The organism is Arthrobacter sp. JCM 19049, assembly GCF_001310435.1.
On the sequence record NZ_BAXF01000500.1, the window covers coordinates 1 to 1,532 of the forward strand.

At 69.4% G+C, this 1,532-nt stretch carries 1 protein-coding gene and 1 pseudogene; both read left to right on the forward strand.

The annotated features are described in order from the left end of the window. Positions 1 to 107: 107 nt before the first annotated feature. Positions 108 to 1,208 (forward strand): annotated as a pseudogene (locus JCM19049_RS13800) (transglutaminaseTgpA domain-containing protein); the annotation flags it as partial. A 118-nt stretch (positions 1,209 to 1,326) separates the two neighbouring features. Then, positions 1,327 to 1,532: transglutaminase domain-containing protein (locus tag JCM19049_RS23605; protein ID WP_374700320.1), on the forward strand; the 206-nt coding region annotated here is incomplete at its 3' end.

The following is a 1,532-nucleotide window of genomic DNA, read 5'->3' on the forward strand; positions in this document are numbered from 1 at the left end:
CCGATCCGGGCCTGGGCGGCGGGCGGGGGCAGCGCTTCGGGCAGCTGGTGCACAACGCGAACCTGGAGTTTGCCACCCAGGTGCCCCAGGTGGCGTACACCGCGGCGGTGGATTTCACGTTCCTGCTGCTGGGCCTGGTCCTGGCGGTACTGGTCGAAACCCTGACCAGCTCCCGGCGCCTGGCCCTGCTGGTGGTGTTGCCGCTGGCCTTCGCCCCGGTGCTGGCCTCCCTGTTCAAGCTCAGCGGGGCCGGGACCGGCTACCTGCTGATCCAGTTCCTGGCCATGATCGGCTACGCCACGTTCCTGCCCTACCGGTATCGCCGCCGGCCTTCGGCACTGCCCGGGCGGCGGCAACTGGGTTTTTCCGGCCTGCTGGGCCTGGTGGCCGCGGTGGTGCTGGTGGCCAGCAGCACCTGGATGCCCGGTTTTCGCCAGGGCATGTTCCCCGAAGGCACCCGCCCCTCCGGGGAACTGTTTGCCAGCAACATCGACCCGCTGCTGAACCTGGGCCGGGACCTGCGCAGCAACGGAAACAGCACCCTGCTCAGCTACTACACCTCGGCGCCGGGCGCCCCCTACCTGCGCACCGACGTGATCCAGGACCTGTCCGCCGCACGATGGGAACCGCAACGCGATCCGCAGGCCCTGGCGTACAGCGGGAACACGGTGCTGCGCGATCAGTACATGTCCTTCGGGGCGAAGCAGGAGGTCACCCAGCTCTCCTGGGACCCGGTGCCGCGCAACCTGCAGCTGCCGCTGCCGCAGAATTCCTATCTCATCCAGGGCCTGCAGGGAACCTGGCGCTGGCAGCCGCAGACCGCCATCGCCTCCTTCACCCGCGAGTCCCGGCAGCAGACCGGCAGCGTGCTGGTCACCCACAGCGTGCCGGAGCTGAACCCCGAGCTGGCGCGGAACTTCGCGTTCTTCGAAAGCCGCACCCCGCCATTGGATGAGCAGCTCACCCGGCTGCCGGAGGACGGGGGCGGGGCGGTGCACGAGCTGCTGGCGCAGAACCTGCGCCGCGCCTTCGAGGCCAACGGCACCCCGGGCAGCGACTTTGACAAGGCCGTGGCCATCCAGAACTATCTGCGCTCCACCCGGTTCAGCTACTCGGAGCAGACCCCGCTGCGTGAAGGGTATGACGGGGCAAACATGAAGGTGGTCGCCGCGTTCCTCGAGCGCCGCCAGGGCTACTGCGTGCACTTCGCCTCCACCATGGCGCTGCTGGCCCGGCAGGCCGGCATCCCCAGTCGGATTGCGGTGGCTTCGCCCCCGGAGAGGCCACCGGGCAGAGCATCACCCTGGACACCTCCTCCCTGGCCGGATGAACCAGGACACGGACCTTACCGAACGCACCCTCAACGGGTACCGGGTCAGTGGCCAGGACGCCCATGCCTGGCCCGAACTGTACCTTCCGGGCTTGGGGTGGACCCCCTTTGAGCCGACCCCCGGGCGCGGGGTGACCCCCGACTACGCCCCGGTCCCCCGTTCCGAACCGGCCCCGGATCCCACCCTCAACGACAACCGGTC